This window comes from uncultured Pontibacter sp. (assembly GCF_947495565.1).
Lineage (GTDB): Bacteria > Bacteroidota > Bacteroidia > Cytophagales > Hymenobacteraceae > Pontibacter.
This window is the reverse complement of record NZ_CANLZM010000013.1, coordinates 48,560-73,606: the sequence shown is the minus strand read 5'-3', so window position 1 is coordinate 73,606 and position 25,047 is coordinate 48,560. Positions and strand designations below refer to the sequence as shown.

Annotated in this window: 19 protein-coding genes and 3 tRNA genes; 11 read left to right on the top strand and 11 right to left on the bottom strand. The window is 44.3% G+C overall.

Translation table 11 applies throughout. From position 1 onward, the window contains the following. Positions 1–22: 22 nt before the first annotated feature. The 5 genes from Q1B04_RS15940 to Q1B04_RS15920 all read right to left on the bottom strand — a co-directional run bounded on the left by Q1B04_RS15940 (position 23) and on the right by Q1B04_RS15920 (position 4,062). Positions 23–574: a 1-acyl-sn-glycerol-3-phosphate acyltransferase gene (locus Q1B04_RS15940; RefSeq protein WP_299760578.1), complete on the bottom strand. Its 552-nt coding sequence runs from the start codon at positions 572–574 to the stop codon at positions 23–25. An 89-nt stretch (positions 575–663) separates the two neighbouring features. Continuing rightward, the gene (locus Q1B04_RS15935) at positions 664–1,293 is read right to left on the bottom strand and encodes a hypothetical protein (RefSeq protein ID WP_299760576.1); all 630 of its coding nucleotides are present in this window, start codon (positions 1,291–1,293) and stop codon (positions 664–666) included. Positions 1,294–1,377: 84 nt separating this feature from the next. Continuing rightward, on the bottom strand, positions 1,378–2,145 hold the full coding sequence (locus Q1B04_RS15930) for a patatin-like phospholipase family protein (RefSeq protein WP_299760574.1): 768 nt from the start codon (positions 2,143–2,145) through the stop codon (positions 1,378–1,380). 1 nt (position 2,146) lies between these two features. Next, complete coding sequence (locus tag Q1B04_RS15925) at positions 2,147–2,989, bottom strand: MBL fold metallo-hydrolase (RefSeq protein ID WP_299760572.1); 843 nt, start codon at positions 2,987–2,989, stop codon at positions 2,147–2,149. A gap of 122 nt (positions 2,990–3,111) precedes the next feature. After that, positions 3,112–4,062: an acetyl-CoA carboxylase carboxyltransferase subunit alpha gene (locus tag Q1B04_RS15920; RefSeq protein ID WP_299760570.1), complete on the bottom strand. Its 951-nt coding sequence runs from the start codon at positions 4,060–4,062 to the stop codon at positions 3,112–3,114. 226 nt (positions 4,063–4,288) lie between these two features. Between Q1B04_RS15920 and Q1B04_RS15915 the strand changes: the two genes are divergently transcribed. From Q1B04_RS15915 to Q1B04_RS15905, 3 genes are all read left to right on the top strand, one after another. Next, positions 4,289–4,362: transfer RNA gene (locus Q1B04_RS15915), tRNA-Asp, on the top strand. A gap of 64 nt (positions 4,363–4,426) precedes the next feature. Then, positions 4,427–4,500 (top strand) — tRNA-Asp (locus Q1B04_RS15910). Positions 4,501–4,564: 64 nt separating this feature from the next. Continuing rightward, positions 4,565–4,638: transfer RNA gene (locus Q1B04_RS15905), tRNA-Asp, on the top strand. 125 nt (positions 4,639–4,763) lie between these two features. Here Q1B04_RS15905 and gmd read toward each other — a convergent pair. The 5 genes from gmd to Q1B04_RS15880 form a co-directional block, all read right to left on the bottom strand. Further along, the gene (gene gmd / locus Q1B04_RS15900; protein WP_299760568.1) at positions 4,764–5,882 is read right to left on the bottom strand and encodes a GDP-mannose 4,6-dehydratase; all 1,119 of its coding nucleotides are present in this window, start codon (positions 5,880–5,882) and stop codon (positions 4,764–4,766) included. Positions 5,883–5,937: 55 nt separating this feature from the next. Then, complete coding sequence (locus Q1B04_RS15895; RefSeq protein ID WP_299760566.1) at positions 5,938–6,873, bottom strand: GDP-L-fucose synthase; 936 nt, start codon at positions 6,871–6,873, stop codon at positions 5,938–5,940. A 42-nt stretch (positions 6,874–6,915) separates the two neighbouring features. Further along, positions 6,916–9,291, bottom strand: a complete 2,376-nt coding sequence (locus Q1B04_RS15890) for a tyrosine-protein kinase (RefSeq protein WP_299760564.1) — start codon at positions 9,289–9,291, stop codon at positions 6,916–6,918. 7 nt (positions 9,292–9,298) lie between these two features. Continuing rightward, positions 9,299–10,081 (bottom strand): polysaccharide biosynthesis/export family protein, encoded by a 783-nt coding sequence (locus Q1B04_RS15885; protein WP_299760561.1) that lies wholly within the window; start codon positions 10,079–10,081, stop codon positions 9,299–9,301. A gap of 135 nt (positions 10,082–10,216) precedes the next feature. Next, positions 10,217–11,074, bottom strand: coding sequence for a DUF481 domain-containing protein (locus Q1B04_RS15880; RefSeq protein WP_299760559.1), 858 nt, complete (start codon positions 11,072–11,074; stop codon positions 10,217–10,219). A gap of 152 nt (positions 11,075–11,226) precedes the next feature. On the opposite strand from Q1B04_RS15880, the gene Q1B04_RS15875 reads away from it, so the two are divergent. The 3 genes from Q1B04_RS15875 (at position 11,227) to Q1B04_RS15865 (ending at position 14,469) form a co-directional block, all read left to right on the top strand. Further along, a complete protein-coding gene (locus Q1B04_RS15875) occupies positions 11,227–11,688 on the top strand; it encodes a hypothetical protein (protein WP_299760557.1) in 462 nt (153 codons plus the stop codon). Between the two features lie 64 nt (positions 11,689–11,752). Further along, a complete protein-coding gene (locus Q1B04_RS15870) occupies positions 11,753–12,403 on the top strand; it encodes an HD domain-containing protein (RefSeq protein ID WP_299760555.1) in 651 nt (216 codons plus the stop codon). Between the two features lie 71 nt (positions 12,404–12,474). After that, the gene (locus tag Q1B04_RS15865) at positions 12,475–14,469 is read left to right on the top strand and encodes a cation:proton antiporter (RefSeq protein ID WP_299760553.1); all 1,995 of its coding nucleotides are present in this window, start codon (positions 12,475–12,477) and stop codon (positions 14,467–14,469) included. A 35-nt stretch (positions 14,470–14,504) separates the two neighbouring features. On the opposite strand, the gene Q1B04_RS15860 is transcribed toward Q1B04_RS15865, so the two are convergent. Continuing rightward, positions 14,505–15,092, bottom strand: a complete 588-nt coding sequence (locus tag Q1B04_RS15860) for a DUF4136 domain-containing protein (protein WP_299760551.1) — start codon at positions 15,090–15,092, stop codon at positions 14,505–14,507. Positions 15,093–15,386: 294 nt separating this feature from the next. On the opposite strand from Q1B04_RS15860, the gene Q1B04_RS15855 reads away from it, so the two are divergent. The 5 genes from Q1B04_RS15855 to alr all read left to right on the top strand — a co-directional run bounded on the left by Q1B04_RS15855 (position 15,387) and on the right by alr (position 25,036). Further along, positions 15,387–16,217 (top strand): DUF1206 domain-containing protein, encoded by an 831-nt coding sequence (locus Q1B04_RS15855; RefSeq protein WP_299760549.1) that lies wholly within the window; start codon positions 15,387–15,389, stop codon positions 16,215–16,217. A gap of 343 nt (positions 16,218–16,560) precedes the next feature. Beyond that, the gene (locus Q1B04_RS15850; protein WP_299760547.1) at positions 16,561–17,919 is read left to right on the top strand and encodes a sigma-54 dependent transcriptional regulator; all 1,359 of its coding nucleotides are present in this window, start codon (positions 16,561–16,563) and stop codon (positions 17,917–17,919) included. A gap of 243 nt (positions 17,920–18,162) precedes the next feature. Continuing rightward, the gene (locus Q1B04_RS15845) at positions 18,163–22,497 is read left to right on the top strand and encodes a PAS domain S-box protein (RefSeq protein WP_299760545.1); all 4,335 of its coding nucleotides are present in this window, start codon (positions 18,163–18,165) and stop codon (positions 22,495–22,497) included. A gap of 217 nt (positions 22,498–22,714) precedes the next feature. Further along, positions 22,715–23,878, top strand: coding sequence for an amidohydrolase (locus Q1B04_RS15840; protein ID WP_299760543.1), 1,164 nt, complete (start codon positions 22,715–22,717; stop codon positions 23,876–23,878). A gap of 6 nt (positions 23,879–23,884) precedes the next feature. Beyond that, a complete protein-coding gene (alr, locus tag Q1B04_RS15835; RefSeq protein ID WP_299760541.1) occupies positions 23,885–25,036 on the top strand; it encodes an alanine racemase in 1,152 nt (383 codons plus the stop codon). The last annotated feature ends 11 nt before the right edge of the window (positions 25,037–25,047 follow it).

Below are 25,047 nucleotides of genomic sequence, written 5' to 3'. Positions count from 1 at the left end.
ATAGTATAATGTATGATTAGAACTACAGAACCCCCTGCTCCGGATATTTTGCGGTTTTTGTTCTGTAGAAGGTCATTATTTTCTCAAGATCTGCTTCTATATCACCAGATGGAATAATAGTTGGGCCTATTCCTGCCTCCTTCTTAGCATAATCTAAGTAACCCAGCACTATAGGCACCTTTGCGCCCAAAGCAACATAGTAAAATCCTCTGCGCCAGCGTGGCTGGTATTTCCTTGTTCCTTCGGGGGTCACCATCACACACATATCCCCCGGTGTTTCGTCAAAAATCCGAATCATGGCATCAACCATGCGGTTGTTTTTTGATCGATCGATCGGAAGTGCGCCTATTGCTTTTAAAAGAGGTCCGAAAGGGAATTTCATAAACTCTTTTTTGATGGTGTAACGAATAGGCGCGTCCATTAGAAAGAAGGCTGCACGGGCATATACAAAATCCCAGTTGCTGGTGTGAGGGGCGGCTACCATAACGCAACGGCGATCTTGGGGAGCTAAGGTGCCATTAAGTTTCCAGCCAGTTGCTTTGAAAAACAGCTTAGAAATAAACTTTCCGATCATGTAAGGTTGAGGGTGTAAAGTAAAAAAGTAGGCTTAGTATACTTGCCTACTTTAAATGGAAATGTATAGATACATACTTCTGAGCTGTTTTACAAGGCTTCTTTGATAATATGCGATGTTCTGCGCAGCAGATAGGCCTGTATACCGACTCCTATTAACGGGCCAAAAGAAACGTTAGCATCATCCCCTTGCCACTCCCGGGTATACCGAAATGAAATTATAGGCTCAATGGCTATTTTCTCATTAACAAATAATGCATAACCTACACCCAATGTGCCTTGGGCTAAATCTGTTTTGTCGCCTGTCGAAAAGTTTAACAACCCACCTTTTAACGTAAGCTCACCAAATATGCCATTATCTAAATAGTATCTGGTAAAAGGGCCGCCTAGCAGATATGTGCGTCTAAAAGTATCTTTTCCTTCTTCAATAGAAACGCTATAACTTTCATGGCTTATACCTAAATCAACGCCAATAGCTAAGTCATGAATAAGGAAATAACCTCCTTTAAAATTCATGTTAGCTAAAATGCTGGTTCCTTCCTCTGGCCCTAACGGCTGATTCAGCTCTTTAGTGGTTTTGTAAATTGCCGCATCCACATTGCCTCCAATAAGCACAGAGCCGTGCTTTACCTTAGCTTTCCACATAAAACTCTTGTTTTCCTGAGCCAGAACGGCTGAGTATGTAAAGAAGAAAAAGAGCAACAGTTTTAGTATAACCATAAAAAATATAATTTTACACATATGCCTTTTACGGTGAAAGCACCTTAGCATACTATATAAATTATATTTTTTTTTAAAATAAGACTATTGACTATTAACTAGATGTCTAATATGCCTTTCCATATGCATCGCATACCTGTAACCCACATCAAAAATTTCATCTGCCTTCCGGAAGCTGGTTAACCGAAACAACTTTAATTCCTTTGGCTCCAGGAACAAATCGCACTGACTAACACGAAGTTTAACGCTATTGTTAATTGCCAGCATTACAGTTCTTTCAATCATTCCGGTAAGTGAGGTTACCTGAGCCTGATGATTTATAGGGTTTACATGCACAGCAATTTTGACATCGCAGTTATTATGCAATGGCTCAACAGGTAAGTTATTAAGTAAGCCGCCATCGCTAAGCGTCTTCCCCTTAAAAAGAATTGGTTGGTAAAGTATAGGCACTGCAGAGGAAGCAAGCAGTGGCTTGATAACCTCGCCGGTAGAAAAATAGGCTGTCACACCTTCATTCATTTCAGTAGCATTGATGACTACCGGAATCTTTAAATCCTCAAACTTCAGCTCAGGGCCTAAATACTTGTTGAATAGCTTTTCTACTTCTTCAAGATGAAGCAACCCCCGCTTACCGAAGACAGGCCGCATAACATGAAACACGCTTAGCTCTTTAATGAGATTTAGTATTTCATCAGGAGTATATCCATGCGCATACAGTACGCCTGCTATAGCGCCAGAGCTAACGCCGGAGATCATACTTATTTTTACCCCCTGCTCATCTAGCGCCTTCAAAACTCCTAGGTGGGCAATACCTCTCGCACCGCCACCAGATAATGCCAGACCAACGCGCATTTTATAGTTCTGATAGGCTGAAAGTTTCCTTCAGGCGTACACCTTTTTCAGTGTGCTGCACAGTGCAGCACTGGTTTACAGCATCATGCTCAAAGAATAAAATGATTTCCTCATCAGCGGCACGGTTCAGAAAGTGAGCTTTTTCATCCAATGTCAACAATGGACGCGTATCGTATCCCATTACATAAGGTAAAGGAATATGACCTACGGAAGGCAGTAAATCAGCCATAAAAGCAATTTTTTGCCCTTTATACTCCATTATCGGCACCATCATTTTATCGGTATGGCCATCAGCATAAAAGATTTCGAACTGCGGGAAAGGCGAAGGAGCGGTAGGATCGATAAACTTTAAATGGCCGCTCTCCTGCATTGGCAGAATGTTTTCTTTTAGGAAGGAAGCTTTTTCTCGGGCGTTTGGTTTTGTTGCCCACTCCCAATGGTCAGCGTTAGACCAGTAGGTAGCATTCGGGAAAGCCATTTCCAAGGCTCCATCACCATTTTTATACTTTACACCACCACCGCAATGGTCAAAATGCAGGTGCGTTAGAAACATATCGGTTATATCCTCATGTGCAAAGCCGGCCGCTTTCAAAGATTTTTGAAGTGATGCATCTCCATGCAAGTAATAATGGCTGAAAAATTTAGCATCCTGCTTATCTCCTATGCCATTATCGATAAGTATGAGTCTATCGCCATCCTCAATCAGCATACAGCGCATCGCCCACGTACACAGGTTGTTCTCATCAGCAGGATTAGACCTTTGCCAAAGGGTTTTCGGCACCACGCCAAACATCGCGCCGCCGTCTAACTTAAAAAAACCAGTATCAATAACGTGTAGCTTCATGCTGTATTAGTTTAAATAAAAAGACATGATAAATGTCGGAAGAAGAGGCAAAAACAAAAATGAATTAGACGCAGGAACTGTTGCTCGTGCTTCTAATTCATTTTTTTTTAGTTGTTATAAAATTATGCTTCTAAAACAACTCCCATATTAGAGAACTTTTCAATGCGTTCCATGATACGTTCCTCTGCATCCATGGTTCCAAGTTCTTCCAGCAATTTGATTAATTCTTTTTTCAAGGTTGCCATCATCTTGTTCGGGTCAAGATGGGCTCCTCCTAGCGGCTCTTTGATAATACCATCAATCAGCTTGTTCTGGAGCATATCTGTGGCTGTTAGCTTTAGTGCCTCAGCAGCCTGTTCTTTGTAGTTCCAGCTGCGCCATAGTATAGATGAGCAGGATTCAGGAGAAATAACAGAATACCAAGTGTTCTCCAGCATCATAACACGGTCACCGATGGCTATACCTAAAGCACCGCCCGATGCACCTTCCCCGATGATAACACAAATGACAGGCACCTTCAGCATAAACATCTCCTTCAGGTTACGGGCAATTGCCTCTCCCTGTCCTCGCTCTTCGGCCTCAAGGCCTGGAAAAGCACCTGGTGTATCAATAAAGGTGATGATTGGCTTGTTAAACTTCTCTGCCATCTTCATCAGGCGAAGCGCTTTACGGTACCCTTCCGGGTTAGCCATACCAAAATTGCGCATTTGGCGCTGCTTGGTGTTGCGGCCCTTCTGCTGCCCAATAATCATTACGCCGCGGCCATCTAGCTCACCGAAACCGCCAACCATTGCTTTATCATCGCTAACAGTACGGTCGCCGTGCAGTTCTACAAATTTATCTGTTATACCATGTATGTAATCCAAAGTATAAGGCCTTTCAGGGTGGCGCGAAAGCTGTACACGTTGCCAACGGGTTAGGTTAGCGTATGTCTCCTTTTTAAGAGTCCTGATTTTCTCTTCAAGAGCCTTAACTGCCTCCGAAACATCAACCTGGCTTTCATCGGCCAATTTTTTCATCTCCTGCAGTTTGCCCTCTAAGGCAGCAATGGGCTGTTCAAAATCTAAAAGCATAAGTTCGTAGCTTGTGTTTAGTACCACAAATTTAAGATTTTCCGCCAATGCACGTAACAGAAGTGCGAATTTATACTTGCCCTAAAAATTAATTCTCCTGTAAATGAAGCTGTTCGATAATTTAAGCTAAAATATAGGCCTAAAAAGATGCTAAGTATTTGCACATTTAAATCCGTAAACATACCTTTGCATCACTTTAACACTAACAGTTAAGGAAAAGACAAACGGTCTGGTAGTTCAGTTGGTTAGAATGCCGCCCTGTCACGGCGGAGGTCGCGGGTTCGAGTCCCGTCCAGACCGCAGGTAAAACTGCGGTAGACGCAAAAACACAGAGCAAGAGGCTCGGCAAAACATCAAAAGTATTGGTCTGGTAGTTCAGTTGGTTAGAATGCCGCCCTGTCACGGCGGAGGTCGCGGGTTCGAGTCCCGTCCAGACCGCAGGTAAACTGCGGTAGACGCAAAAAACGCGGAGCAAGAGGCTCGGCAAAACATCAAAAGTATTGGTCTGGTAGTTCAGTTGGTTAGAATGCCGCCCTGTCACGGCGGAGGTCGCGGGTTCGAGTCCCGTCCAGACCGCTCTTTAAAAGAGCTTGTGTTAATTCACAAGCTCTTTTTTTGTCTATCTGATTTTTAACATGCAAAAAGCCGGTTGAACTGAATCAGCCGGCTTTTTGCATGTTCTTGTATCTTCCTCAGTTCCGTTACTGGAGCTCGTGGTAGTTATATACTTTGTGTCCGCCTTCTACTAAGTAGCTGTCACGCTTGAAGAGCTCAATATCAGCTTCCATCATGTCTTTTACCAGAGCAGGCAAATCGTACTTCGGTGTCCACTGCAGCTTTTCTTTCGCTTTGGTAGCATCACCAATCAGCAGTTCCACCTCCGTCGGACGGAAGTAATTAGGATCTACACAAACAACCTCACGGCCTAACTCTAATTGATAATCAGGGTTTTTGCAAGCGGCAACATAACCTTTCTCTTCCACACCCTCGCCTTTAAAATCGATTTCAATGCCAAGTTCAGCAAAGGCCATCTTCACGAAATCGCGTACAGTTGTGGTAACGCCAGTAGCAATCACATAATCCTCCGGCTGATCCTGCTGCAGGATGCGCCACATAGCTTCTACGTAGTCTTTGGCATGGCCCCAGTCACGCTTGGCATCCATGTTACCCAGGAACAGTTTATCCTGTAAGCCCATGCCAATGCGGGCTGCAGCGCGCGTAATTTTTCTAGTCACAAAAGTCTCACCTCTCAGCGGCGACTCGTGGTTGAACAGAATACCGTTACACGCATACATGCCGTAAGCTTCACGGTAGTTTACAGTAATCCAGTAGCCGTAGAGTTTGGCCACAGCGTAAGGAGAACGTGGGTAAAACGGAGTTGTCTCCGACTGCGGCACAGCCTGCACCAAGCCGTAAAGCTCTGAGGTTGATGCTTGGTAAATTTTAGTCTTTTTTGTGAGGCCCAAAATTCGGATTGCCTCCAGTATACGTAATGTTCCGAGCCCGTCGGCATTAGCTGTGTACTCAGGCGTATCGAAACTAACTTTAACATGGCTCATAGCGGCCAGGTTATAGATTTCATCCGGTTGAGTTTCCTGTATTATACGGATTAGGTTAGTAGAGTCGGTCAGGTCGCCGTAGTGCAGCTTGAAGTTTATGTTCTTCTCGTGCGGGTCCTGGTACAGGTGGTCGATACGGTCGGTATTGAAGCTGGAGCTACGGCGCTTAATGCCGTGCACCTTGTATCCTTTGCTTAGAAGTAACTCCGCCAGGTACGCTCCGTCCTGACCGGTTACACCAGTGATAAGGGCAGTTTTCATTATATAAATGTAAAGGGTTGGTAAAGTATAGATGAATTGTAAACGGGTATATATACTATACTTCTACAGTTTTGTTTTTAAAATCTGCATAAGCCAGCTTAATTCCTTTTTCTAAAGTTGTAGAGTGCTTGAAACCAAGGCTATGCAATTTAGATACATCCATTAATTTTCGCGGAGTTCCATCTGGTTTGGAAGTATCAAAAGTCAGCTCACCCTCAAAACCAACGATATCTTTTACCAGTAAAGCCAGGTCTTTTATGGTAATGTCCTCTCCTGTTCCTATGTTAACAAGCTCTCTGCCGTTATAATTTTCCATCAGGTAAAGGCAGGCTTCCGCTAAGTCGTCTGCAAAAAGAAATTCCCGTCGAGGGCTTCCTGTACCCCAAACAGTAACTGATGGCGCTCCCTCCTCCTTCGCTTCATGAAATTTCCTGATTAAGGCAGGGAGTACATGAGAGTTGTTAAGGTCGTAGTTATCATTGTAGCCATAAAGGTTGGTAGGCATTACGCTGATGAAGTTACTCCCGTACTGGTCGCGGTAAGCTTCGCATAGCTTAATGCCAGCTATTTTGGCAATAGCATACGGCTCATTGGTTTGCTCTAAGGGGCCTGTTAACAAATATTCCTCTTTCAGTGGCTGCGGGGCCAGCTTAGGGTAAATGCATGAAGAGCCTAAGAACATCAGCTTCTTAACTCCATACTTGTGAGCTGCCTGGATGATGTTAGCCTCAATCATGAGGTTGTCGTAAAGAAACTCGGCGCGAAATGTATTATTAGCTTGTATGCCCCCTACTTTAGCCGCTGCCAGGAAAACAAATTCAGGTTTTTCCTCTGCAAAGAAATCTTCAACTGATTGCTGGTTTCTCAGATCAAGCTCTTTAGAAGTTCGGGTGATGATATTTGAAAAGCCTTCATTCTGAAGCTTTCGAACAATGGCTGAACCGACCATACCTCTATGGCCTGCCACGTATATTTTAGAATCTTTAAGCATAAATTATGTTGAGGAAAGGTATATAAACGAATAAGGGGTTTTTTAACCCCTTATTCGTTTCCACCAAGACTTTGTTTCATTATCTTCAGCATAATAACCGTAGCCATAGCCGTAACCGTAGCCATACCCGTAGTTTAGTTTCTTATAGTCAACATCATTAAATAAAATCGCCGTATTACGGATTTTACCCGACTCATGCTGTAGCTGCACGTTTTTCAAGAAGTCTTTAATAGTATAGTTCTGACGTACCATGAATACGTTTGCATCTGAAATCTGCATTAACTCCAGACCATCCGAAAGTATCCCCACCGGCGGTGTATCCATAATTATGTAGTCATAACGCTTCTTCAGCTCTACTATCAAGTCCGACATGCGGTTGCTAAGGAGTAGCTCAGAAGGATTTGGAGGAATATCCCCGGAAGGCAACACATGTAGGTTTTCCTGGATAGTAGTATAAATAACCTCATCCATTGGGATATGGCCGGCCAGGTAGTTGCTTAGTCCAGTGCTGTTCGTAACTCCTAAATCTGTGTTATTGTTAGGTTTACGCATATCAGCATTCACCAGAAGCGTTCTTTCGCCGGAGATCGAGATAATATAAGCCAGGTTTTTAGCAGAGAAAGTCTTACCCTCACCACTTATGGAAGAAGTAATAACTATGATTTTACCGCCTTCTGTTTCTGACTCGGCCACACCTGTCATGTAGCGCAAATTAGATCTTACTGTTCTAAATGCCTCCGCTAATGCCGATTTCGGGCTCAAGTTGGCCAGTAGATTGTCATCTTTTTTGTTGTGCCCCACCAGCCCCAGCAAAGGCAGTGCTGTAAACTTAGCAATGTCCTCTGCAGTGCTGATTTTGTTGTTCATCAACTCTTTGATGAAGATGAACGCAAGTGGAAGCCCAAGACCGATTGCCAAAGCAATACCATAGTTGCGCAGTGGCAGAGGAGCCGTTTGCTTACTGACAGAAGCCTCCTTAAGTATGGTGATGTCAGAAGTATTCGCAGCTTTTGAAATACCCGCTTCTGCACGTTTTTCCATTAAGAAAACATAAAGGTTCTCACTTAAGCTGTATAACCTTTGAATGTTTATTAACTGCCTTTCCGATGAGGGCAGCTTCTGAAGCTCAGCAGCTGCTCTTTGGATACGCTGGTTAAGGTTATTTAAGCCAATCTGATTGGCTTCTTCAAGGCTGCTAAGGTTCTCCAATAATGATGCACGAACCTCTCTTAACTGCTGTTGCTTCAGTTTGATCGCGGGGTTTTCTTGTCCCTGATTAGAAGAAGCAACGCTTAGCTCTGTCTGCAGCGTAACCAGCTGAGACACCAACGTATTAAGTACAGGGTCGCTGATGCCCAAAGTAGCAGGTGCCTGAATCAGCTCATCTGTATTTTCTTTACTTAAATAGGTTGAAAGGTAATCGTAGTATCGGGAGTTCATCAAAAGCTCAGCCTTGCTCTGCTCCAGAACCTGTAGCTCACCTGCCACCTTAGCACCGGCGGCGCTTAAATCCATTGCGGCATTACGTTTCTTAAAATCTTCGAGCCGTGACTCTATAAAGTATAGGGAGTCGCTAATCTGCTGTAGCTGTTGGTCAATAAAGCCAAGCGTACCTATAGCCTTTGCATTTTTTATATCCAGGTTGTTCTGCCTATATGTTTCCATATGGGCATTCAGGTAATCAACTTCTTTCTTGGGTGTAGTTCCAGCTACAGTCAATACTAATGCAGATGCATCGCCACCATATGGAGAAACAGAAAGGTTGGAAGCATAGCGTTTAGCCAAGTCTTCTAGATCATTAATCTGAAAAAGAACTTCATTATTGGCAAAAGGCTCCTGCTTAAGGAGTTCTACTGTAAAGGCAAAACCATCAATAAGGTAAGACTTGCCAAATTCGAATGTCTGGTCAGCAAGTTTGGTATTCCACTTTAGATTCTCAGTTAAGAGTGTATATGAGTTATCTCCCACTACACCAACCTTGAACATAACGTTATAAGGAACATCTGCAGCGGTTGAATCGAAAACTACATGTATCGGGGCATCAGCTTTATAAGCTTCCATTAGCAGGACATTACCCTGGATATAATAGCTTACTCTGAAATCGAGTTTGTCAAGAGTTTCCTTAGCCATCTGCTTCGTCTTCAAAAGCATAGACTCGTTAGTTAGTCCTTGAGTGCCTTTGAAAAGCTCAGCACCATAAAGTAAGGCAGCAGCATTAGCGCCTTGAGTTGCATCTCCTGATACCATGACAGAAGATGTTATCTCATACTCAGGTACAGTGTAACGGTTGATTAGATATGCTACAGCAAGAGCCGCAACAGTGCCAAGCACAAAAAGATACCACTTAGAAAGAGCTGAGTTAAGTACAGCCTTAAAATCTATGAAGCTATTTTCTTCAGAGTTAAATGTAGGTTCCAACTTCTAGTTAATTTGATAATCTAGTGAAAAGAAGAACTGCTGATGCAATGATACCAAACCCAAGCGAGAAGGTGCCGAGCACATTTTCCCTGAAAAATTTGGCTGGCAGAGGGTCAACCACAATCATATCATCAGGCTGCAGGTAGAAGTTGGTCTTTGCCAACGTAGTTTCATCAAGAAGGCTGAATGCATACACCTTAGCCTGCCCCTCTTCATAGCGAATCAGCTTAATTCTGCCACGGTTAGCATAAGGACTTAAGCCGCCTGCCGTAGCGATAGCCTCCATTACATTTATGTTATCCTGATAAGTAGTGAACTGCCCTTGGCTACTAACCTCGCCTACTATGGTATAGCGGAAGGTAAGCAAACGAAGATTAACAGTGGGATTAGCCAAAAAAGGCTTAAGCGATTCCGTTACACTTGCACGGGCCTCCTGCATTGTGAGGCCGCCTAAACTAATTTTACCTACCACTGGCAGCAGGATATCACCCGCATCATCAATAGTATAACCGTCTAAAACAGGGTCAGTGGCACCAAAAGTTGTAGCGCCTGCACTCAGGAAATCGTATTCTGCGGGAGTAGTGGATTGTACCCGTAAAGAAAGCACATCTCCAGTTCTTAAAGTATAAACAGGTTTCTTGAGGTCAAAGGTTTTAATAAGCTCATCTGCCTTTCCTTGATTTTCTACCTCCGGGTTCTCCTGTAGCAGGAGTAATTTTTTTTGTGGAACGCAGGAGGCGAAAATCACCATCCCGAGCACGAACCACCATGCGATAAGGGTTTTGCGCATCAGATTGTTATTGCTTCTAGTTTAAATAAACCTAGCGGCTATTTTTAGTTTATGAGTTCTATGGACTGAAATGGTAAAATTATGAAAATATTGCGTTAGAAAGCAGAATTTCCTATAATTAAATTGCGCCTCCCGTTAAAACTGCACCTGTATGCCATTAGATATGGCATACACGAACTTTGTGACCGGCACAATAGGTTCATCCTCAAAGGTGCAACTAAAGTTGGTTCTGAATGAAAATTTCGTTGTTAGTTTCACTTGCAGCGTTACATCACCGCTTACTCTGTTTCTGAATGAGTTTATCTTGTCATCGTAGCCAACTTGGTAGTATACTATGCCTTCTGTATTCACCTGCTCATTGAGCTTTACCTTCCCGCTAACATAGTTAGTTGATTTGATGAGATCAGACACAATCAGCTTTTGCTCCAGCTCTGCGTTTTCCCACTCCTCATGTTCGTGCATAAAACCTGTGCCCAGGTAGATCGAGCTATTGTTACTTTTGAGCAAGAGGTACCTGAAGCCTCCGCCGGCTAGGGTTCTAAACTCCAGCCCCCTGGCTTTATCAGCCTGAACCTGCGTAAAAAGCTCGTAAGATAACTTGTTATTCCGCAAAAAGTTAACCCTAAAGTGAGAATAGCCGGTACTGGCTACCGTATTCCGTAGCTCCTCCGAATCATAATTGACCAGCAGGTAGTTGTAATAGTTAAGCAAGAGGTAACTATGCTGTTTGGATACATAAGCGATGTCTCCGTTAAAAGTCAGTTGAAGGTAGTTATTCGGGTTATTTTTTCCGGCATTTCTATTAAACATTGAGAAACTCAGCCCTCCCTTTCCTGTAAAGTAATCAGCAGAGTCTCGCTCTACCCTTGCACGCTCAATATTAAGAATCTGCCCCTGCGCCGGATGAATTGAAAAATATAAACCTACTGCGGCAAGTATAAAAACATACAGCTTAGGGTGGCAGCTGTATACTGAAAACAATTTAATTGACATCGATCTTTAAAGAAAGCCAAACATTTGGCCACGTCTAACGGATATATTACAAAGGAACAAATATGAACCGGGTTATGAAAGGCGACAGAGGAAATTAAGCCGAATTCAACCTAAACACCTTTGGTAATACAATCAATTATAGCATCAAAATCATGGCAAGAAGTTCTTTGGAGTTGATCAAGGCCATACGCGAGACTGCAAACAGGCTAGCAAGCGGCGATAAATACGAATGGGGGCATATGGGTAGCTGCAATTGTGGCCATTTAGCTCAAAGTATTACAATCTATAGTAAAGGCCAAATACATGGTGCAGCTATGTGGCGCTACGGTGATTGGCGTGAGCAACTGCGGGACTATTGCCCTCAGAGTGGTTTACCGCTAGATGAAATTATAGACCAAATGCTGGATAAGGGCTTAACACGATATGAGTTAGCTCACCTGGAGTCGCTTACCCACCCTGATATTCTGGAACGGCTGCCGCTCAATCAGAAACATCTTATACATAACCGGCAAAATGATGTGGTGCTGTACCTGAATACCTGGGCTAACCTACTGGAGGAGCAACTGGAGCCAAATAAAGTATTGGCTGAAGATCACGAGCTTATACTAGTATAAACAAGCAACTAACGCCTGATAAGAGTTTTTTCTTTAGCTTTAAGCTGACTAAGAGAACTCAGCTATGCATAAAGAAACAATACATGCTGCAGCAAATTATGTACAAGGCTTGCTCTCCGGAGAAGGGTCAGGGCATGACTGGTGGCACATACTTCGGGTATGGAATAATGCCAAGCATATTGCGCAGCAGGAACAGGCAGACATATATGTTGTAGAATTAGCGGCTCTACTGCATGATATCGGTGACCATAAATTCCATAACGGAGATGAAACCGTTGGGCCTAAAATGGCCCGTAGCTGGATGGAACAGCATTTTGTGGAGGAAGAGGTCATTGGCCATGTTTGCAGCATTATCAAAGACCTTTCTTTTAAAGGAGCCGGCACATCCTCTCATATGCCCACTTTGGAAGGCAAAGTAGTGCAGGACGCGGACAGACTGGATGCCATCGGCGCCATAGGTATAGCCCGCACTTTTGCCTATGGCGGCCATAAAAACCGAGAAATGTATAACCCTGGCATAAAGCCTGTGCTGCACGACTCCTTCGAGACTTATAAAAGTAACACCGCTCCTACCATCAATCATTTTTACGAAAAGCTTTTACTGCTAAAAGACCGTATGCATACTGAAACAGCCCGGAAACTGGCCCTGCATCGGCACCAGTACATGGAAGAGTTTCTAGATCAGTTTTATGCGGAATGGGACGGCACCAAGTAAGCAAAGCGTTCAACCAAACTCTATTTATACTTTCTCAATGCATATATCAGTAAGCAAAGCGTAAGGCCTCTATGGAAATACCATTACTATCAGACATAGTTATCATACTTGGGTTATCGGTTATTGTAATCCTTCTTTTCCAGCGCTTTAAACTCCCGACTATACTTGGTTTCTTGGCCACGGGCGTAATCGCCGGCCCGCATGGATTAAGCCTGATAACTGCTTCGCATGATATTGAGATTCTTGCTGAAATAGGTGTTATTCTCCTGCTTTTCATTATAGGGATGGAGTTCTCGCTTAAGCAGCTGGCGATGATAAAACGCACAGTGCTTCTGGGCGGCACAACGCAGGTGCTGGCAACTATAACCTTGGTGGCGCTGGTGATGGTTTTGCTTAATTTTAATTGGGGAGAGTCTGTTTTTATGGGCTTTCTAATAGCATTGAGCAGTACAGCTATTGTACTGAAACTACTCCAGGACCGCGGCGAGATAAACAGCCCGCAAGGCCGTGTGGTGTTGGGCATACTTATTTTCCAGGATATTGTGGTGGTGCCTATGATGCTGCTGGCACCGTTGATGGCTGGCGGCTCAGAGGATGTCGGCACTGCCCTGCTGCTGATGGCTTTGAAAGGAGCCTTCGTTATCGTGTTCGTTTTGATCAGTGCGCGCTATCTTGTGCCTCGGCTGCTGTACCTCGTAGCTGAAACCAAAAGCAAAGAGCTGTTTATACTTAGCGTAGTGGTTATTTGCTTTGCCGTAGCGTGGCTTACTTCCAGTCTGGGCTTATCGCTTGCCTTAGGTGCTTTTATGGCAGGGCTTATTATCTCAGAATCAGAATACAGCCACCAGGCAACCAGCAACATACTTCCTTTCCGCGAGATTTTCACCAGCTTCTTCTTCGTGTCCATAGGCATGTTACTGGATTTTGGTTTTCTGCTGCAGCACTTGCCTGTCATCCTGCTATTTGTTGTGCTTACGTTCCTGTTGAAAGGTGTAGTAGCCACTGTCGCGTCGCGGATGCTACAATATCCCTTGCGCGTTTCGTTGCTGGTGGGTTTATCGCTTTTTCAGGTAGGTGAGTTTGCTTTCATACTTTCTAAAACGGGCATCAGCACCGGACTTCTTTCTGAAGAGACTTACCAGTATTTTCTATCCGTATCGCTGCTTACCATGGCTATTACGCCATTCGTGATGGGTTCTTACCGCCAACTGGCAGACCTTATCGCTTCTCCCTTCACTTCTAGCAAGGAGCCTATGCCCTTCTCGCATCAGCAACAGGATGCGCACGGCGACCTCCCTGAACTCAACGACCACATCATCATTATAGGATATGGTATAAACGGGCGCAATGTTGCCAAGGCAGCCAAATACGCTAACATTCCTTATGTGATAGTGGAACTGAATGCGGCTACAGTTAAAAACGAGAGAAAACAGGGAGAGCCGATAGTATATGGGGATGCTGTTCACCCTATGATTTTATCGCATATAGAGTTACACAAGGCCCGGGTGGTGGTGATCGCCATTTCAGACCCGGAGGCCACCAAGCGCATTGTTTCTACTATAAGAGAAATATCCGCTAAAGTACATGTTATAGTCAGAACGCGCTTTCTGCAGGAAATGGAGGAAAACTTCAGGATTGGGGCGGATGAGGTGATTCCAGAGGAGTTTGAGACAAGCATAGAAATTTTTACCCGCACCCTTAACAAATACCTCATGCCGCGGGATGAGATTGAAGCCTTCACGCAGAAAATCAGGTCTGATAACTATGAAATGTTTCGCAGTCTCACGTCCAACCACAACTCAGATATCGGTAAACTGAGCGTGGATTTGCCTGATATAGAAGTAGCAAGCTTAAGGGTTTACACCAAAGAACCGGAGATCATCAACAAACCGCTTTTGGAATCGAACATCCGGAACAAGTTTGCTATTACGATTGTGGGGATAAGACGTAAGGAAGAAACTATACTTAACATTAACGCTACGACTCAAATTAGGCGCGGCGACTTGTTATACGTGGTGGGAAAACCAGCTGATGTGCTGCGATTTAACTATTACTTAAAAGAGTAGGTATAAACTGTAGCCAGCCAAGGCAAAATGGTTGGCTACAGCTGCTCCATTACCTCATCCACTTTATTCTGAACTGCACCGGCGCCGGCGTTAAACTTTATGCCCCCTTCAGCCCATCCGCGCCAAAGCAGCATTTTAGACCTGGGGTTGATCAGATCAATAATTAGCGTGCCCTCCTTAAAAAGATCGACGCTGCGGTAGCCCGGCATGTCGGCATAGCCGTACTCGTAGCGGTAACCGCTCATGTAGCCGTAGCTATAGCCAAATCCAGGCGAAAAGTTCTCAGGCTTGTCCTTCTCTACCGGCACCGATACGCTAATATCGTAAGCTACCAGCACATCCGGATTTTTCTCCACCTTAGTATAGCCGCGCTCCTGCATTTCTTTTTCAACAGCTTCAATCATGCGGTTATGCAATGCCAGCTTAAATCCTTTTAAGTATTCAGCATCAGCAGGTGGTGCAGGCTGGTACCAGGCAAAGGTTTTTGCGTTGCGCAGGCTGGCAGCATAAGGCGCCTTAATAGCTTTAGCCCCCATAGAGGCAGAAGTTGTAACACAAGATGACAGACATACTATACCTGACAGTAAGCCAGATATAAGCAGGAGGGAAACGTTTTTTTTCATAGCTCTTGATCTAATAGTTGTAGCACGTAAAGATTTTTGCACTTATCTGTATACAACAAATATAGTAAAAAGTATACTTTATCTGTAGCATCATAATGCCTTGGCTTAAGTGGTATTAGCTTTCATACAACATACCGACGCACTTCTAAAGCCTGCCATCTCTCCTATTACGGTGAGTTGTGTTTATTTGTACAGCCCCTCAAAACTCGATGGTACAACTTGTAAAAGCTGCAGAAACAAACTATGCCTAATATCCGTGTATGTCCTTAATAACATAAACTAAACGCATTATATATGTCAGATGTATCATCACATGTTCCGAGCCCCCCTCCTAAATGGATAGAAAATTTTGCCAGGTTCGGACTTAGCGCAAAAGGGGTTGTTTACTGCCTTGTGGGCATAATCGCTTTCATGGCAGCTTTCGAAATCGGTGGGCAATCCACTGGCAGCACCCAAAAATCAAGCATTCTAAAAACAATTCAGGATTTACCCGCAGGCAACGTACTTCTAGGAATTGTAGCGCTCGGCCTGCTTTGCTATGCTATTTGGCGCTTCATACAAGCTGTAAATGACACCGAAGATAAAGGATCTGGCGCTAAGGGCGTGGCAAAACGCCTACGCTACATTTTTAGCGGGCTTGTATATGCCGCTTTCGCTTTTCTGGCAGCTCGCATTGTGCTCGGCAACGGTGGCGGTGGCGGTGGAGATTCACGTGAGACACTAGTGGCTAAGCTACTGGCGCAGCCTTTCGGGCAATGGCTGGTGGGGATTTTAGCAGTAGCCACTATGGCCGTAGGGCTTTACCAGATTTACTACGGTTACTCAGAGAAGTATAGAAAGAAGGTGCAAAGCGGCGGATTAGAGCACGATGTTGAGCACCAGATGATTCGGGCAGGAAAAGTAGGTTATATGGCCCGTGGTATAGTATGGTTGGTGATTGGTTACCTGTTCCTGAAGGCTGCGATGAACTCCAGTGCACAGCAAGCAGGCGGTAGCAGCGAGGCATTTCAGTTCCTCGAGAATGTATCTTATGGTTCTTATGTACTAGGCGCCGTTGCATTGGGTGTGATAGCTTATGGCATCTTTATGTTTATGCGCGCAAAATACCAGCCTATCCATACTTAAGCTAAAGTATATTTCAAGAGCATGCCTCCTTCTTTGGTTTTATACTTAAGGAAGGAGGCATTTTAATTTAATGCACCTTTTTACTTTTAATCTGATGTTTAAATATCTAATTTTTTCTGGAGAACAACATGCGTGTTAATGGCACTAATTTTATACATTAGAGATAGCAAAGATGCTTTCCCAATTTAGGAAAAACCGCTCCTGCAGTTGTAAAATAGTATATTTTTCAATTACTTAGTCCCCAACCTGGCTTTGTTGAGCATTTATGCCAAAAGGTATTATTTTAACCTAATCCCAACATACTATTTTAATACAAACTAGTATGTTATTTCGGAAGCGATACATGAAGAATACTCCTTTCAAAATATTTATTCTGGACGATGATGTGTGGTATAGTGAGCTACTGGAGTATCATTTGTCACTCAACCCTGATTACGAGCTAACCAAGTTCCATTCAGCGAAGGACTGCCTGACGAATCTGCACCAGCGCCCCGATGTTATCACGCTCGACTATTCGCTTCCTGATAAAAATGGAGCCGAAGTACTCAACAAAATCAGAGAACAAAGCCCGGATACACAGATCATTGTCATTTCCGGACAGAAGGATGTGGCTACTGCCGTAGACCTTTTAAAGAAAGGCGCTTACGATTATATAGTTAAGGACGAAGATACACCTGAACGCCTTTGGAATACTATAAACAAGATTCGTGAAAACGTTTCTTTGCGCCAGGAAATCGACCAACTGCGCGAGGAGATCGGCCAGAAATACGATTTTAGCAACTTCATTATCGGGAACAGCGACGCCATGAAGCGTGTGTTTACGATGATGGGGAAAGCGGCAAAAACAAACATCACCGTATCAATAACAGGAGAAACAGGAACAGGTAAAGAGCTAGTTGCCAAAGCCATACATTATAACAGCCCTAAAAAGAAAATGCCATATGTGGCCGTAAACGTGGCAGCCATTCCACGGGAGCTGATCGAAAGTGAGCTTTTCGGCCATGAAAAAGGAGCCTTTACTGGCGCTGTTGCACGTAGGCTTGGGCGGTTTGAAGAAGCCAACAAAGGCACTATATTTCTGGATGAAATTGGAGAATTAGACATAAGCCTTCAGGCAAAATTGCTGCGGGTGCTGCAAGAGAAGGAAATTACGCGGATCGGTGGCAACAGTGTGGTGCCGATAGACGCGCGTATAATTGTGGCAACACACAAAGACCTGGCTGAAGAGGTTAAAAAAGGTAACTTTAGAGAAGATTTATATTACCGATTACTGGGCTTGCCGATACAACTGCCACCGTTGCGTGACCGGGGCGCCGATATTCTGGTGCTAGCCAAATCCTTTACGGATGCTTTTGCAAAGGAAAACGGGCTTGGAAAAAAAACACTCTCTATGGAGGCGCAGGAAAAACTTTTGGCCCACTCCTACCCTGGCAACGTTCGCGAGTTAAAGGCTGTGGTAGAGTTGGCGGTAGTGATGGCTGATGAAAATATCATAGAAGCACACGATATTAACCTTACAGCCAGCAACTCGGAAAAGGACTTTCTGGCAGTGGAACGCTCTTTAAAGCAGTATACAACTGAAATTATTCAGCGCTTCCTGGATAAGTATGATAGCAATGTGCTTTTAGTGGCTGATAAGCTAGACATCGGAAAATCTACCATATACCGTATGATTCAGAACAATGAGGTGGTAACAAGATAAACTGAAAGTTGAACTGCAATTTTCAGCTATGATCTAGACTTCCAGTTTAGTTTTATTACCGGCTACATGCTAGGGCATACTTCATGCTAGGGCATACTTACAGAGTTTCAGTTTAGTCTGCACCTAAGTTAACCAAGATATCATACTTGCCTTTATTCATTTACACAAGCTTACTTACATTATTACTTACTCAGCTGCAAGCCCTATAAAGTATACATTGCAGTTTAGTTAAGCCTCGTTAATATGATGATCAAAGAAGAGCTACTTCAGCAGTTAGAGCAGGAAAGGTCCGCCAGAAAGGCCGCTGAAGAGCTTGCTAAAGCTCGTTTAATAGAGCTGCAAATTTTACAGAACCGTCAAGCGTCTTTAAATCGGGAGTTTAATAACCAAAATCCTGAAGCTGATATTATCGAGGAGAAATGGCAGAATATACAGGCAGAGGTACAGAACGAATATCCTAGCCCGGTATTGAGGTTGAGCTATGATGGCGATATATTATTTGCTAACCTGGCGGCGCAGGTATTTATGCGTGAGATTGCCTCATCTCGAGTGCAAAGTCTTACACGCCTGTTACTCCTGCACATCAAGCGCATTCAAAGAAATCCACTTGATGAATCCTCTTCTTTTAATATTTGCATTGCCACTCGCCACTATCATGTGCTGTTTTACCCGGTTTCTCAGAAGGGATACTTTAACCTCTACATGACAGACTTTACGGAGCAGCACCAGGCCGAAACCGCACTTCGCGAGAGCCAGAACCTACTCCGAAACATAGCGCATACTATCCCTAACATAGTATATATCTATGATATAGAAGACAATGCGTGTATCTACATAAACGACCATTTACAAACCGTACTGGGTTATACTGAAGCAGATCTGGAAGCCTTGAACGGGCAAATTTTCTACCATTTAGCTTTACCTGAGCATAAGCAGATGGTTCTGCAGCACTCACAAAGTATGAGTAACGCTTGCGATGGGGAAGTTTTTGATGTAGAATATTTGGTTCATACAAAGTCCGGCGCAACGAAAAATCTTTACTGCCGGGAGAGTGTCTTCAGACGCAAGAGCAACGGCGAGGTAAAACTTGTAATTGGCTCAGCTGAAGACGTAACGCAGATCCGACAGCAGCGCGAAGACCTGCTCCGGCAAAAAGAGTTTTACGAGTCAATCCTCAACCACATTCCATCTGACTTGGTTGTTTACAACAAGCAGCTGCAGTACCTGTTTGTAAACCCTGCCGCTGTAGCAGATTCAGAAGTACGCCAATGGATTATCGGTAAAACAAACGAGGAGTATAGCATCATGCGCAACATCCCTCCTGCGCGCATGAAGGAAAGGAGTTATAACCTGGATCTTGTGCTGGAAACGAAAGCCCGCGTAGAATTCGAGGAAAAATTAACAGACAAAGCCGGACAGCAAGATTATTTTATAAGGAAACTAAATCCGGTTTTAAATCAGCAAGGCGAAGTTGAGCTTATTATAGGCCATGGTTTAAATATATCGGAGCTGCGCCACGCCCAGGAAGAAATTATTGCAAGCGAGGATAAAAACCGCTCCATACTTGCCGCTATCCCCGACCTGATGTTTATTATCAGTAAAGATGGCGTGTACCTTGATATGAAGAACGAGGCGCAGAAGCACTTAATGATTCCGAAAGAGCAAGTAATTGGAACCAACATCTTCAACATGATTCCTAAAGAACTGGCCTCAACCTTTATGACACTGATAGCCAGAGTGATTACTACAGGCATTTATGAAAAGATTGATTATGAGCTGGACCTGCCTGAAGGGTTAAGGCATTATGAAGGCAGGGTGCTGAAGTACAGTGACGAAGAAGTGCTGACCATTATACGGGATATTACAGAAGAGAAAAAGGCAGCACAGGAAGTAAAAGAAAAGAATGAGTTTATAAGGCAAGTGCTAGATGCCAGCTCAAGCCTCATTTATGTAAAGGATGCAAATGGCAATTTTATACTTGCCAACCAAGAATTTGCTAAGCTATTTGATAAAAATTTAGATGAATTAATCGGTCTTAACAGCAATGATATTCACCATAGTACAGATGAAGCTAATTTCTACCTGGATACTGACGCGCAGGCAATCCGGGATAATAGGGAAGTAAGAATTCAAGAGCGGTTTACGCGGAAAAATGGGGAGGTGCTTTGGTTTAATACGGTTAAAAAACCTATCCTTACTAGCGATGGCCAGATCAATGTGTTAGGTATTTCTAATAATATTACGGAGCAGCGCTTAGCGAATAAAATGCTGAAAGAGAGCGAGGAACTGCACCGTCTGCTCTCCGAGAACTCCAAAGACATGGTTTGCCTCCACAACCTGGATGGCAGCTATGTGTATGCATCCAAGGCTGTAGAAGAAATATTAGGTTACAAACAGGAAGAACTGCTCCAGAAACGGCCAAAAGACATCATCCATCCTGATGATATCGAATTCACGAAGCAACAGGTTGTGAACGAGGCTTTGCAGAAAAAAATCAATGTTACGTTTCAGCACCGCCTTATTTGCCACAATGGCTCTGAGCTTTGGGTAGAAACAAGCATACGCCCGATCCTGAACGAATTAGGTGAGCCTGTTAAATTTCAGTCTGCTGCCCGTAACATTACTCATAGGCGCCAATCTGATGAGGCTCTGAAAAACAGCGAGAAAAAATACCGCGACCTAATCAACTATAGTCCCGCATTTATCTGTACGCATGACCTGAACGGTATTATACTATCGGTTAACCCTTACCTGCTTAACATGCTGGGTTATACTGCAGAAGAAATGCTTGGCCATAGCCTCCTTAACTTTTTTCCAAGAGAGGTTGAAGTACAATTTGAGGACTACCTGAAGCAGTTTGAATCCCAGAATTTAGTAGATGGGGTACTGACCATACTTAACAAGGAGAAGCAGGTTCAGTATTTATACTATAAAAACTACAAAGTAGAGGAACCTAACTTATCACCCTACATAATTGCTATAGCGCAGGATATTACCGACCGGATGCGCACGGAACAGGAGCTTACCAGAGCAAAAGAAGCCGCAGAAGAATCGGCACGCGTGAAGGAGAACTTTATGGCCAACATGAGCCATGAGATCCGTACGCCAATGAACGGCATACTCGGCATGGCCAGCCTGCTGCAAAAAACCACGCTTGATGAGGCGCAGCAGAACTTCCTGAACATCATAAGGCAGTCCGCCGACAACCTGTTGGTTATCATTAACGACATTCTGGATATTGCCAAAATCGAGGCAGGTAAGGTGGAACTTGAAGAAATACCTTTTAACCTGGCAGAAACAGTTAGGCTAGCTTTTCAGACGTTTATTTACAAAGCTGAGGAGAAAGAGATTGCTTATATACTGAAGCCTTTAGAGCTAGAGCATACTGTAGTAATTGGTGACCCGTACCGACTTAACCAAGTGTTACTCAATCTATTAAGTAACGCAATTAAGTTCACAGAAGAAGGCAGCGTCACCCTCAGTTGCAAAGCACTGGAAGAGTTGGAAGACCGGGTTACAGTTGAGTTCTCGGTGACGGACACAGGCATCGGCATACCGCCGTCTAAAGCTGATTATATTTTTGAAGGTTTCAGCCAGGCCTACTCCAGCACTACCCGTAAGTATGGCGGCACAGGATTGGGGCTTAGCATTTCTAAAACACTGATAGAGATGCAGGATGGCCGCATTTGGGTAGAAAGTATAGAGGAGCGAGGCAGTACGTTTAGTTTTATACTTACCTATTTAAAATCTTCAGAAGAGCTACAGGTTTTACAGGAAGAAGAAATTGATTATAAAAGCCTGGGAACTATAAAAGTGCTGCTGGCAGAAGACAACGACATTAACATTTTCCTGGCGCAGTCAATTTTAGAAGACTGGGGTGCTGAAGTAGATGTGGCTCCGAACGGACGAATAGCTGTGGAACTGGCAGAAAAGAACCTGTACGATGTCATTCTGATGGATATACAAATGCCTGAGCTTAGCGGCATGGATGCAACGCAGGAAATCCGGAATTTAGCGAATGAAAACAAGGCCAATGTGCCGATCATCGCCTTGACAGCCAACGCTTTGAAGGGCGACGCAGAAAAGTATCTGGCAGCAGGCATGAACGATTATATGTCTAAGCCTTTTGAAGAACAGAAATTATTTATGAAAATAGCGGCCTTGCTTCCGCATAAATCAAACCAAACAACAGACGTTTTGCAAGACATGCAACCTATTGAAGACAATCTGATTAAGCTAACTGAGCCACTCTATGACCTGGCTGTACTTCATAAAATAGCCAGAGGGAATGATGACTTTATTACCCGCACAAAAAAGCTTTTCATAGAAACCGTACCGGTAACAGTAGCCGATTTGCAGCTAAAACGTGACCTGGCAGACTGGGATGGCGTCGGGGCTGCCGCCCATAAACTTAAATCCTCGATTGATACCTTGAAGATTGAATCTTTAAAAGAGGTAGTGCGGCAGATAGAAAGCGAAGCAAAAACCCAGGGAGATCTTTCCAGAATCAACAGAGATATTGACGTATTAGTAGCGGTAATGGAGCAGGTTATAACCCGATTAGAAGCTGAACTGTAGCGGATTTATACTTTAATTACACTCTTAAGCCATGGCCCCTTCTTCGGAGCCATGGCTTATACTTTTAGTAGCAAATGATAAGGCCCTATACTTTATCCAAGCCATAAATCGGTTTTACAGCTAAACCCGCTTGTTAAGATTGTGGCAACGGAGGCCAAACCTCTGTTGCAGATTTCGTATCTTACTGTATTAAGTGTAAATACGGTAAAACCCATACATGCATATCACAGAACCGACAGCTCTTTTAGAGCTAACCCAACTGCGCCGCCACCTGCACCAGCATCCTGAACTTTCAGGTGCCGAGACACACACAGCAGCCTATCTCGAAGCTCTTTTACGAAAGTACTCGCCTGCTGCTATACATAGCCAGGTAGGGGGAACAGGTTTACTGGTCGTTTTTAACAGCAAAAATCCTGATGAAGGCCCTACTATACTTTTTAGAGCTGAGCTGGATGCCTTGCCTATAGTTGAAGACAACCCAGACTTGGCCTATACTTCTAAAAATACCGGAGTAGCTCACCTTTGCGGCCACGATGGTCATATGACCATCCTGATGGGCCTTGCAAGTCTGCTGCACCATCACAAACCATCGAAAGGAAAATTTATACTTCTGTTTCAGCCGGCAGAAGAAACCGGTGCCGGTGCCTGGGATGTTCTGCAGGATGCAAGGCTACAGCAACTGAACCCTGATTACGTTTTTGCGCTTCACAACCTGCCCGGCTGGCCAAAACACCAGGTAGTGATAAAAGAAAACGTCTTTGCCGCAGCCTCTACAGGCATGATTGTAGAACTGCACGGTAAACCATCGCACGCAGCTGAACCTGAGAATGGCAATAACCCAGGAGAAGCGATGGCAGAGATTATACTCAAGTTCAACGAAATGATTCGCCAGAAAGAGCTTTTCCAGGACCTGACACTGCTGACGGTTATACATGCTCAGTTGGGCGAGGTGGCTTTTGGCACAAACCCAGGCATAGGCACTGTGATGGCAACCCTTCGCTCCTACCAAACCGCAGACCTGCATAAGCTAAAGGAGCTGACCAGGCAAAGCGTGGAGCAAATTGCCTTAAAGTATAGGTTAAAGTATAAAATAAGTTTTGTAGAGGAATTCCCGGCTACCATAAATCACAGCAAAGCCGTACAACTGGTAAGGCAGGCCGCAGAAAAACTAGACTTGCAGGTACAGGAGGCGACACAGCCATTCAGGTGGTCAGAGGATTTCGGGCACCTGACGGCAAAGTATAACGGTGCATTGTTTGGCTTGGGTGCCGGTATGGACCAGCCCCAACTTCACCACGCCAACTACGATTTCCCGGACGATCTTATCCTAACTGGTGCCTCTATGTTTTACGAAATAATTCAGCAGACACTGCATACATAACACCTTATGCTTCATAGCTCTTACATTGAGATAAGTAAATCAGCACTTCAGAATAATATCAACTTCCTTAAATCTGAAGTCGGTGCTTCTGTCAAGCTGTCTTCTGTTATAAAAGGCAACGCGTACGGGCATGGCATAGAGCTGTTTGCTCCGTTAGCGCAGGAATGCGGCATAGATCATTTCTCTGTGTTCAGCGCTGATGAGGCACACAGGCTTTTGCAGACCATTAAAATGCCGGCAACGGTTATGATTATGGGTTATTTAGATAATCCAGAGCTGGAGTGGGCCATACAGCATGATATTGAATTCTTTGTATTTGAGTTAGATAGATTGATAGAAGCAGCTGCTATAGCCAAAAGGCTTGGCAAAAGGGCTAAAGTGCATCTGGAGCTGGAAACTGGCATGAACCGAACTGGTTTTGATAAAGCAGCCCTGGAGCATGCCGAATCTATTTTAGAAGGTTGCCAGGAGCAGATTGAGCTGATAGGCATCTGTACCCATTTTGCCGGTGCCGAGAGTTTGCAGAACCATGAGCGCGTACAGAAACAGCTACAGCTTTACGAGCAGCAACTTAATCGCCTGCAAAACGGAGGCTATCATCCCAAACAGCGCCACACGGCCTGTTCCGCAGCCATGGTCTCCTATCCAGAAACACGCATGGACATGGTGCGTGTGGGGATTATGCAGTATGGTTTCTGGCCGAGCCCTGAAATTTACAGCCACTACATCAGCCAGCATGATGATAAAAAAGATCCGTTACGCCGCTTAATCAACTGGAAGTGCCGCATCATGAGCCTAAAAAGTGTGCCGCAAGGCGAGTATATTGGTTACGGCACCTCCTTTCAGGCTCCTCGTGATATGGTGCTGGCAGTTGTTCCGGTGGGCTATGCCTGGGGTTACAGCCGCGCCCTCAGCAACCAAGGGCAGGTACTGATTAAAGGCTTGCGGGCTGCCGTTGTCGGTACCGTGAACATGAACGTGATGATGGTGGACGTTACCAATATTCCGGATGTGCAGAAAGACGATGAGGTGGTGCTTTTAGGTACGCAAGGCGACGAAAGTATAACGGTAGCCTCTTTCGGCGAACTCAGCACACAGTTAAACTACGAGCTGCTCACCCGCTTACCTGTCAACATACCCCGTTATATTATAGATTGATAGCACACTTT

Excerpts from the sequence above, each read along its gene's own strand:
- Q1B04_RS15940 (WP_299760578.1), bottom strand. The coding sequence starts at position 574 with ATGATCGGAAAGTTTATTTCTAAGCTGTTTTTCAAAGCAACTGGCTGG.
- Q1B04_RS15925 (WP_299760572.1), bottom strand. The coding sequence starts at position 2,989 with ATGAAGCTACACGTTATTGATACTGGTTTTTTTAAGTTAGACGGCGGC.
- Q1B04_RS15840 (WP_299760543.1), top strand. The coding sequence starts at position 22,715 with ATGCATATCACAGAACCGACAGCTCTTTTAGAGCTAACCCAACTGCGC.
- Q1B04_RS15935 (WP_299760576.1), bottom strand. The coding sequence starts at position 1,293 with ATGGTTATACTAAAACTGTTGCTCTTTTTCTTCTTTACATACTCAGCC.
- gmd (WP_299760568.1), bottom strand. The coding sequence starts at position 5,882 with ATGAAAACTGCCCTTATCACTGGTGTAACCGGTCAGGACGGAGCGTAC.
- alr (WP_299760541.1), top strand. The coding sequence starts at position 23,885 with ATGCTTCATAGCTCTTACATTGAGATAAGTAAATCAGCACTTCAGAAT.
- Q1B04_RS15860 (WP_299760551.1), bottom strand. The coding sequence starts at position 15,092 with ATGAAAAAAAACGTTTCCCTCCTGCTTATATCTGGCTTACTGTCAGGT.
- Q1B04_RS15855 (WP_299760549.1), top strand. The coding sequence starts at position 15,387 with ATGTCAGATGTATCATCACATGTTCCGAGCCCCCCTCCTAAATGGATA.
- Q1B04_RS15865 (WP_299760553.1), top strand. The coding sequence starts at position 12,475 with ATGGAAATACCATTACTATCAGACATAGTTATCATACTTGGGTTATCG.
- Q1B04_RS15930 (WP_299760574.1), bottom strand. The coding sequence starts at position 2,145 with ATGCGCGTTGGTCTGGCATTATCTGGTGGCGGTGCGAGAGGTATTGCC.
- Q1B04_RS15870 (WP_299760555.1), top strand. The coding sequence starts at position 11,753 with ATGCATAAAGAAACAATACATGCTGCAGCAAATTATGTACAAGGCTTG.
- Q1B04_RS15880 (WP_299760559.1), bottom strand. The coding sequence starts at position 11,074 with ATGTCAATTAAATTGTTTTCAGTATACAGCTGCCACCCTAAGCTGTAT.
- Q1B04_RS15895 (WP_299760566.1), bottom strand. The coding sequence starts at position 6,873 with ATGCTTAAAGATTCTAAAATATACGTGGCAGGCCATAGAGGTATGGTC.
- Q1B04_RS15885 (WP_299760561.1), bottom strand. The coding sequence starts at position 10,081 with ATGCGCAAAACCCTTATCGCATGGTGGTTCGTGCTCGGGATGGTGATT.
- Q1B04_RS15850 (WP_299760547.1), top strand. The coding sequence starts at position 16,561 with ATGAAGAATACTCCTTTCAAAATATTTATTCTGGACGATGATGTGTGG.
- Q1B04_RS15845 (WP_299760545.1), top strand. The coding sequence starts at position 18,163 with ATGATGATCAAAGAAGAGCTACTTCAGCAGTTAGAGCAGGAAAGGTCC.
- Q1B04_RS15920 (WP_299760570.1), bottom strand. The coding sequence starts at position 4,062 with ATGCTTTTAGATTTTGAACAGCCCATTGCTGCCTTAGAGGGCAAACTG.
- Q1B04_RS15875 (WP_299760557.1), top strand. The coding sequence starts at position 11,227 with ATGGCAAGAAGTTCTTTGGAGTTGATCAAGGCCATACGCGAGACTGCA.